General features: G+C 72.2%; 9 protein-coding genes. 7 read left to right on the top strand and 2 right to left on the bottom strand.

Going from position 1 to position 8,193, the window contains the following annotated elements:
* Window positions 1-282: 282 nt before the first annotated feature.
* Entirely contained in the window at window positions 283-468 is a 186-nt protein-coding gene (locus tag ACWDRR_RS43770; protein WP_030301315.1) for a hypothetical protein, read from the bottom strand.
* Between the two features lie 464 nt (window positions 469-932).
* Here ACWDRR_RS43770 and ACWDRR_RS43765 point away from each other — a divergent pair, with 464 nt between their 5' ends.
* From ACWDRR_RS43765 to ACWDRR_RS43750, 4 genes are all read left to right on the top strand, one after another.
* Window positions 933-1,586, top strand: a complete 654-nt coding sequence (locus tag ACWDRR_RS43765; protein ID WP_355364871.1) for a response regulator transcription factor — start codon at window positions 933-935, stop codon at window positions 1,584-1,586.
* A gap of 125 nt (window positions 1,587-1,711) precedes the next feature.
* Window positions 1,712-3,031, top strand: a complete 1,320-nt coding sequence (locus ACWDRR_RS43760; RefSeq protein ID WP_449777931.1) for a sensor histidine kinase — start codon at window positions 1,712-1,714, stop codon at window positions 3,029-3,031.
* A 255-nt stretch (window positions 3,032-3,286) separates the two neighbouring features.
* On the top strand, window positions 3,287-4,270 hold the full coding sequence (locus ACWDRR_RS43755) for an acyl-ACP desaturase (protein WP_449777930.1): 984 nt from the start codon (window positions 3,287-3,289) through the stop codon (window positions 4,268-4,270).
* Window positions 4,271-4,773: 503 nt separating this feature from the next.
* Window positions 4,774-5,073, top strand: a complete 300-nt coding sequence (locus ACWDRR_RS43750; protein WP_280668631.1) for a DUF4193 domain-containing protein — start codon at window positions 4,774-4,776, stop codon at window positions 5,071-5,073.
* Window positions 5,074-5,494: 421 nt separating this feature from the next.
* Here ACWDRR_RS43750 and ACWDRR_RS43745 read toward each other — a convergent pair whose 3' ends face one another.
* Window positions 5,495-5,944 carry a DUF3093 domain-containing protein gene (locus tag ACWDRR_RS43745; protein ID WP_449777929.1) on the bottom strand — a complete coding sequence of 150 codons (450 nt, stop codon included), beginning with the start codon at window positions 5,942-5,944 and terminating at the stop codon, window positions 5,495-5,497.
* 135 nt (window positions 5,945-6,079) lie between these two features.
* Here ACWDRR_RS43745 and ACWDRR_RS43740 point away from each other — a divergent pair, with 135 nt between their 5' ends.
* The 3 genes from ACWDRR_RS43740 (at window position 6,080) to ACWDRR_RS43730 (ending at window position 7,998) form a co-directional block, all read left to right on the top strand.
* Window positions 6,080-6,658: a PaaI family thioesterase gene (locus ACWDRR_RS43740; RefSeq protein ID WP_449777932.1), complete on the top strand. Its 579-nt coding sequence runs from the start codon at window positions 6,080-6,082 to the stop codon at window positions 6,656-6,658.
* Entirely contained in the window at window positions 6,655-7,122 is a 468-nt protein-coding gene (gene dut, locus ACWDRR_RS43735) for a dUTP diphosphatase (protein WP_449777928.1), read from the top strand. Before ACWDRR_RS43740 ends, dut begins: the two co-directional genes overlap by 4 nt.
* 69 nt (window positions 7,123-7,191) lie before the next feature.
* Window positions 7,192-7,998 (top strand): DUF3710 domain-containing protein, encoded by an 807-nt coding sequence (locus ACWDRR_RS43730; protein WP_387883699.1) that lies wholly within the window; start codon window positions 7,192-7,194, stop codon window positions 7,996-7,998.
* Window positions 7,999-8,193 lie beyond the last annotated feature (195 nt).

The following is an 8,193-nucleotide window of genomic DNA, read 5'->3' as shown; positions in this document are numbered from 1 at the left end:
GCGGTGGCCATGGTGGCGCTCCTTCAGTCGTGCGGTACGGGAGGGGAGTTGTCGGCCGCTCCGGGAGCCGGGCGACCTCGACACCGAGGAAACTGCCCGGTCGTTCGTCGCCCGGTGCAGGTCGGCCGGTCGTTCGTCGGCCGGTGCAGGTCGCCCGGAGTCTCGTGGTCCGGGCAGCGAAGAGCCCTGGCATACGGGGAATGCCAGGGCTTGAGGTTTCGCACGGCCCCCACAGGGCCGCTGGTGCCGGAGTCCGGCGTCGGGTCGGGCAGGTCGGGCGGATCAGGCAGCGGTGCGGTGGCGCTCCAGCACCGTGTCGACGCCGTGTTCGGCGGCGAGCCGGCGGAGGTCGTCCAGCTCGGACTGCTCCACCTCGGCGAGGAACTCGTCCCCGGCCTCGATCGCGCGGTGCAGGTCCTGCTCGGCGTTGGCTATGCGCTGCAGGATTCCGGCGGTGAAGGCGTCCATACGGGCCCCCTTACTGTGTCGGACGTGCACGTTCGTGCGTCCCCCGCCCCAGGGTCGTGGTAGCCAGCGGAAGCGTCCGATCCGGTAGGTCGTGATCTCCGGTCGGGCGCGGAGTCGGCCCTCGGCCGCTCCCGGTGACGCCCCAGCCCCAGGGCCGGCGCGGATGAACGCACGGCGGGTGGGTGCGATCGGCCATCGGCCAGATCGCGGGTGTGCACCTGTCCTCCCCAGCCCCCGGGCGGGGAAACCTCTCCGGGCGAGAAAGTTGCCTGTGTCACAGTCCAACCGGAGTGTTCCCGGCACGAATCGCGACGGAGGCCGTCGTCGGAGGCGCCGCCCGCACCCCGCGGGCCCCTGCCCCGGGGGCAGCTTATCGCTGCTTTACCGCATGACCAGGCAGGATGGAGGCACCGTCGGAGCCGTGCGTCCGCTTCCGGGGCCGGCCTGGAGAAGGGACAACCACCGTGCGGGTTCTCGTCGTCGAGGACGAGCAGCTGCTCGCCGAGGCCGTCGCCACCGGCCTGCGCCGCGAGGCGATGGCCGTCGACGTGGTGTACGACGGGGAGGCCGCGCTCCAGCGCATCGCGGTCAACGACTACGACGTGGTCGTCCTCGACCGCGACCTGCCCCTGGTCCACGGCGACGACGTCTGTCGCAGCGTGGTCGAGCAGGGCCTGGCCACCCGGGTGATCATGCTGACCGCCTCCGGCGACATCAGCGACCGGGTCGAGGGTCTGGAGATCGGTGCCGACGACTACCTCCCCAAGCCGTTCGCTTTCAGCGAACTCGTCGCCCGGGTAAGGGCGCTGGGCCGCCGGGCGACCGTCCCGCTGCCGCCGGTGCTGGAGCGCGCCGGCATCTCGCTCGACCCCGGCCGCCGCGAGGTGATCCGCGACGGGAGGCCCGTCCAGCTCGCTCCCAAGGAGTTCGCCGTGCTGGAGGTGCTGATGCGGGCCGGCGGCGCCGTCGTCTCCGCCGAGCAGCTCCTGGAGAAGGCCTGGGACGAGCACACCGACCCGTTCACCAACGTCGTGCGCGTCACCGTGATGACGCTGCGCCGCAAGCTCGGCGACCCGCCGGTGATCGTCACCGTGCCGGGCTCCGGCTACCGGATCTGACCGGGTCCGGCCGGATCCACGCGGACCCCCGCCCGGCCCCACGAGGCCCCGCGGGGCTCCACCGGACACCGGCGGACCCCACCCACCACGCGCCCGCCCCGGGCGGACGCCCCGAGAGGACGATCATGACCACCCCGCCCCCGGCCGGCGGGCCCTCCGGCGCGCCCGCCGGCGGCCCGCGCGCCGTGCCGCCCCGGTCCGCACCGCCGAAGCCCGTGCACCCGCCGCGCGCGCCCCGGCTGCACCACGCGTCGCACGAGACCTACGTCCCCGGCGACGGAATGCTCGCCTGGCTGCCGTTCCGCCCCACCATCCGGATCCGTCTGACCCTGCTCTACGGCGGGATGTTCCTGATGGCCGGCGTGGTCCTGCTGCTGCTGATGTACTTCTTCGTCCGGCAGGCCCTGCACGACGTCCAGCCGCCGCCCTTCCTGTTCAGCTCCGGCAAGGACATCACCGTCAACGGCGTGACGATGACCAGCGAGCAGTTCAACCAGCTGCTCGCCAGCCGGCACGAGATCGCCTCCAACGCGGCCCTGAACACGCTGCTGCGCAAGGCCCTCACGGTGCTCGTCTGCCTCGCCGTGATCGCCTTCGTCGCGGGCTACGCGATGGCCGGCCGGGTGCTCCGCCCGCTCGGGCGGATCACCCGCACCGCCCGCGAGGTGGCCTCCTCCGACCTGCACCGGCGGATCGAGCTGGACGGGCCGGACGACGAGCTCAAGGAGCTCGCCGACACCTTCGACGACATGCTCGACCGGCTGGACCGCTCCTTCGACTCCCAGCGCCGCTTCGTCGCCAACGCCTCGCACGAACTGCGCACCCCGCTGGCGATCAACCGGACCCTGCTGGAGGTCCAGCTCTCCGACCCCGCCGCCTCGCCCGACCTCCAGCAGCTCGGCAAGACCCTGCTGGCGACCAACGAGCGCAGCGAGCAACTGGTCGAGGGCCTGCTGCTGCTCGCCCGCAGCGACAACGAACTCACCGACCGCCGCCCGGTGGAACTCTCCGAGGTCGCCACCCGGGCCCTGGTGCAGACCCGCGCCGAGGCCGACCGGCGCGAGGTCGAGCTGCGCGCCACCCTGAACCAGGCCGTGGTCGCCGGCAACGGCGTGCTGCTGGAGCGGATCGCGCTCAACCTGCTGCAGAACGCCGTGCGCTACAACACCGCCGGCGGCTGGGTCGAGATCAGCACCGCCGAGGTGCCCGGCGGCGGCGAGCTGGTGGTGTCCAACACCGGCCCGGTCGTGCCCGGCTACGAACTGGAGCACATCTTCGAGCCGTTCCGCCGCGTCAAGGGCGCCGAGCGCACCCGCAGCGACAAGGGTGTCGGGCTGGGCCTGTCCATCGTCCGCTCGGTGGTCCGGGCGCACGGAGGCACCATCGAGGCCACCCCGCGCTCCGGTGGCGGCCTCACCATGCGGGTCCGGATCCCGGGGGCCTGAGCGCCCCCACAGGCCCTTCACGCCCCCGCTGCGCCGCTCGTACCACCCGCGCTCCGTGCGCTGACCAACCCCGCCGCCCCCGCCAGGCCCGTCAAGACGACATAAGGCCTGGCGGGGGCGGCTTGTCATTTCCGGTCCGAGCAACTTACGGTGTCGTAAGTTACGCAACCGTAAGTGCGTCCCGACTTCGGTGTCCCCGACGTGCCCGCCCAACGCGCCCGTCCCGCGCGTGCCCGTCCCCCTGGAGCAACACTCGTGACCATCGCCCCCGTGCAGCGCACCGCCTCGCTCGGTTCGAGCGCCTGGACCGACGCGCGGCTGATCATGGCCCTCGAAGAGGTGGTGGAGACCGAGCTCAACCGCCACCTGAAGGTCGCCAAGGACTGGATGCCGCACGAGTTCATCCCGTGGAGCCAGGGCCGCGACTTCGACGGCGTGCTGGGCGGCGAGGCCTGGTCGGTGGAGCAGTCCCGGGTGACCCCGCTCGGCCGGGTGTCGCTGGTGGTCAACCTGCTGACCGAGGACAACCTCCCCAGCTACCACCACGAGATCGCGACCATGTTCGGCCGCGAGGGCGCCTGGGGCACCTGGGTGCACCGCTGGACGGCCGAGGAGGGCCGGCACGGGATAGCCATCCGCGACTACCTGCTCGCCACCCGGGCCGTCGACCCGAACGAGCTCGAGCGGGCCCGGATGAGCCACATGTCGGAGGGCTTCGAGTCCGACAACTCGCACAGCATGCTGCACTCGGTCGCCTACGTGGCCTTCCAGGAGCTGGCCACCCGGATCTCGCACCGCAACACCGGCCACTTCGCCGGTGACCCGCTCTGCGACCAGCTGCTCGCGAAGATCGCCAACGACGAGAACCTGCACATGGTCTTCTACCGGAACCTGCTGAAGGCCGCCCTGGAGATCGCCCCGGACCAGGCCATGCGCGCCATCGCCGACGTGGTCACCGACTTCCGGATGCCCGGCCACGGCATCCCCGGCTTCGAGCGGGCGGCCGCCCAGATCGCCATCGGCGGCGTCTACAACCTGCGCATCCACCACGACGACGTGCTCCAGCCGGTGCTGCGCCACCTCAAGGTCATGGAGGTCGGCGGCCTCGGTCCGGACGGCCTGCGGGCCCAGGACGAGCTCGGCGCCTTCCTCGGCGGGCTGGACGCTCAGGCGACCAAGTTCGACGAGCGGCAGGCCGCGCTGCTGGCCCGCCGGGCCGCGCGGAAGGCCGCCCAGTAGCAGCCGGACACGAACCGCAGGACGCGCCGGGCGACGGATCCGGCCGTTCCTGTTGGGTGGATTTTCCGTGGTTTGCCCCGGAACATTCGGAACGTGAGCAAGGTCACACCGTGTCGCTCCGTGGGGTGGGCCGATCTCGGAGCGTGATCATGGTGGACGGTGGTCCGGTTGCGGTCCGTGACGACGATCGGGGTCTCAGCCGTTCGGGTGGATTGACCGGGAGCCCTGGTGGGCAAGGGAACGATCGAGTGGCCGCAAGGCTTCTGATGACTGAGCGTGTCCGCCGAGCGGCCCCGGCCGCAGGCCGGCGATGGCCCAGCGTGAGGCCTCCCACGCCCGATCGGATCACCCCAACGGACCCCTGGCTGAGTGTCGATTGAGTAACAGGGCTTGAAGTAAGGCAAAATCTCCGCCTCGGGTCGGGCACAAGACCGACCCCCCATGCGTTACGTGCGCTGGAGATACCGCACACACCGCACAACCCGGAGGGGGAGAGCGAAAACATGGCTACTGACTACGACACCCCACGCAAGACCGATGACGACCTCAACGAGGACAGCATCGAGGAACTGAAGGCTCGGCGGAACGAGAAGAGCACCAGCTCCGTCGACGTCGACGAGTTCGACGCGGCGGAGGGCCTCGAGCTCCCCGGCGCGGACCTCTCGAACGAGGAGCTGTCGGTCCGGGTGCTGCCGCGCCAGGCCGACGAGTTCACCTGCATGAGCTGCTTCCTGGTGCACCACCGCAGCCAGCTGTACAGCGAGAAGAACGGCAACCCGATCTGCCGGGACTGCGGCGCCTGAGTATCAGGGCGGCCATGGGCCCGGGCCCGCGGAACCTCGCGGGACCGGCACACCGCCCCTTCCGGCCCCGGGCAGCGGGGCCGGACGGCAGTACCGGCGGCCGTCGAGGCGGGCGCACCGGCAGTAGCGCGTCGGGTCGCACCGGCGCAGTACCGCGTACCGCGCGACGTGGCAGCACCTCGTGCAGTACGGAGAGACACCTGGGACGGTCCCGCATCGCGGAACCGTCCCTCTCCGTTTTCCGGCCCCGTTGCCGGCCCCGTTGCCGGCCGTCGGGCCGGGGTGCTCGCGGCCGCTCGGGGGCCGCTCGTTCTTGCCGGGGCGCTCGCGGCGCCCGTTCCGGTCGTTCGTCCGGGCCGCCGCTCCGGCGACGGCCCGGTGGGGCGGCCCGGCGGGACGACCGGGTGGGACGGGCCGGGTGTCAGGCGCGCGCGCCGCGCCGCGCCTCCTCCAGGGCCTCGGCCAGCTTCATCGGCGAGCGGGTCGACAGATAGAGGTAGGGCGTCGGGTCGGCCGGGTCGCTGACCTCGACGCGCAGGGCGGTCGGGACGTAGCTGCGCAGCAGCATGAAGGCGCGCGGATCGGACTTCGGGCCGCGCCAGGCCACCGCCTCGGCGGGGCTGAGCGGGTGCGCGGCGCCGAGGGCGTCGACCGGGATCCGGGCCGGGCCGGCCACCAGGGAGCCCTGCACCACGCGGATCCGGGCGGAGCCGTAGCTGCTGATCGCGGCCGCGCCGGCGGCGATGCCGACCACCAGCCCGACCAGCGCGCCCACCGCGCTGAAACGCAGCAGGATCATCGCGAGCGTGAGCCCGATCGCGACCGGGAGCAACCACCAGGAGCGCGGCACGGTGAGGCGTTCGTCGTACATGCCCCCATTGTGGTGGCCGTTACGGCCGGCCCGGGACGGCACCCCCGGGCCCGGGCCGCCTACCGGTCGGTAGGGTTGGGCGCCGTGACCGGTTCCGTAGCCCCAGCCTCCCCGTCCGCCCAGCCGGCGCCGACCGTGCCGCTGACGCCGACCACGCCCCCGCCGGGCGCCGTCCTGCCGCCGCGCGCCCCGCAGGCCCCGGCCCCGGGCACCCGGCTCGGCTCGCACTACGAGCACTGCTTCGGCTGCGGCCCGCAGCACCCCGGAGGCCTGCGGATCGACGCGGTGGCCGGCCAGGGGCTCGACGTCACGGCCGAGTTCACCGTCCGCTCGGCCCACCAGGGCGGTCCCGGGCTCGCCCACGGCGGCCTGCTGACCACGGCGATGGACGAGACGCTCGGCACGCTGAACTGGCTGCTGCACGCCCCCGCCGTCACCGCTCGTCTGGAGACCGACTTCCTCTGCCCGGTGCCGGTCGACTCCGTGCTGCACCTGCGCGCCTGGGTCACCGGAGTGCACGGCCGGAAGATCTACAGCGCCGGCGAGGCGCGGATCGGTGGCCCCGACGGCCCGGTCGCCATCCGCGCCCAGGCACTCTTCATTCAGGTGAAGCTGGAACACTTCACCAAGCACGGTCGTGCCGAGGACATCGGGAAGGTCCTCGACGACCCGGATCTGATGAAGCGCGCCCGAGCCTTTGAGGTGAACCCTTGAGCAGCACCCCCCGTCCGCCGGTAGATGTCCTGATCAGGCGAATCGACACCGAGCTGCCGCTGCCCGCGTACGCGCAGCCCGGCGACGCGGGCGCCGACCTGCGGACCACCGTCGACGCCGAGCTGGCCCCCGGCGAGCGGGTCGTCCTGCCCACCGGCATCGCCATCGCGCTGCCGGACGGCTACGCGGCGTTCGTCCACCCCCGCTCCGGGCTCGCAGCTCGTTGCGGAGTTGCTCTGGTGAACGCCCCAGGGACGGTCGATGCCGGGTACCGTGGAGAGATCAAGGTGATCGTCGTCAACTTGGACCCGCGCGAAGCCGTCAGCTTCCGCCGAGGGGACCGGATCGCCCAGCTGGTGATCCAGCAGGTCGAGAAGGCCCGCTTCCACGAGGTGGCCGAACTGCCCGGGTCGGCACGAGCCGAGGGCGGGTTCGGGTCGACCGGCGGCCACGCCGCGGTCTAGGCTGCCCGCGGCCTCGCAGGAAGCCGAGCAGGTATTCGCATCGGTCTTGGACCGGGAAGGACAGTGACCGTGTTCCGTCGTCGCCAGAAGAGCGAGGACGCTGTCGAGCAGCTCGCCGACGACGCCATCAGCGCCGACGAGACGGCCGATGACGTCGAAGGTTCCGCCGAGAGCGAGAACGTGACCGAGCTGGACCCGGCCGAGCGGGTCGGCCTGCCGCCGGCTCCGCGTCCGGACGGTCCGTGGGACCACTCCGAGCTGGAGCAGCCGGAGGAAGGCCGGGTCGACCTCGGGGGCCTGCTGGTCCCCGGTGTCGAGGGCATGGAACTTCGCGTCGAGGTGGCCGGGGACGCGATCGTGGCCGCGACGCTCGTCCTCGGCAACAGCGCCATCCAGCTCCAGGCCTTCGCGGCCCCCAAGTCCGAGGGCATCTGGGGCGAGGTCCGTGAGGAGATCGCCAACGGCATCACCTCGCAGGGCGGCCTCATCGAGGAGGAGGAGGGCCCGCTCGGCTGGCACCTCCGCGCCCAGGTCCCCGTACAGCTGCCGGACGGCACGCAGGGCGTCCAGCTGGTGCGCTTCGTCGGCTGCGACGGGCCGCGCTGGTTCCTGCGCGGTGTGATCTCGGGCCAGGCCGCGGTGCAGCCGGAGATGGCCGGGATCCTGGAGCAGGTCTTCCAGCAGACGGTCGTCGTCCGTGGCGAGAGCCCGATGGCGCCGCGCGACCCGATCGTGCTGAAGCTCCCCGAGGACGCGCAGATGGTGGCCGACGGTGGCGGGGCAGCCGCCGCTGCCGGCGAGGGCGACAGCAGCCGCTTCGGCGGCGCCGCGCTCGACCCGTTCGCCCGCGGCCCGGAGATCACCGAGGTCCGCTGAGCAGGCCGACTGCTCTTCGATCGCCCCCGCCCGGAACCCCGGGCGGGGGCGATTTGCATGTGGCGGGCCGGTCCCCGTACAGTTCCGGAGTCGCACCGAGAGGGGCGGCGGAATGCGAATCCGATGAATGAAACTCCGGAAAACGGAGCGGAAAACATCTGATAAGCTTCAAACACGAAAGAACGAAGCGCCCGG

The organism is Kitasatospora sp. NPDC003701 (assembly GCF_053587085.1).
This window is presented reverse-complemented; position numbering and strand designations above follow the sequence as displayed.

What these genes read in the sequence shown, in the direction of transcription:
- ACWDRR_RS43770 (WP_030301315.1), bottom strand. Translation starts at nt 468, where the DNA reads ATGGACGCCTTCACCGCCGGAATCCTGCAGCGCATAGCCAACGCCGAG.
- ACWDRR_RS43760 (WP_449777931.1), top strand. Translation starts at nt 1,712, where the DNA reads ATGACCACCCCGCCCCCGGCCGGCGGGCCCTCCGGCGCGCCCGCCGGC.
- ACWDRR_RS43745 (WP_449777929.1), bottom strand. Translation starts at nt 5,944, where the DNA reads ATGTACGACGAACGCCTCACCGTGCCGCGCTCCTGGTGGTTGCTCCCG.
- ACWDRR_RS43750 (WP_280668631.1), top strand. Translation starts at nt 4,774, where the DNA reads ATGGCTACTGACTACGACACCCCACGCAAGACCGATGACGACCTCAAC.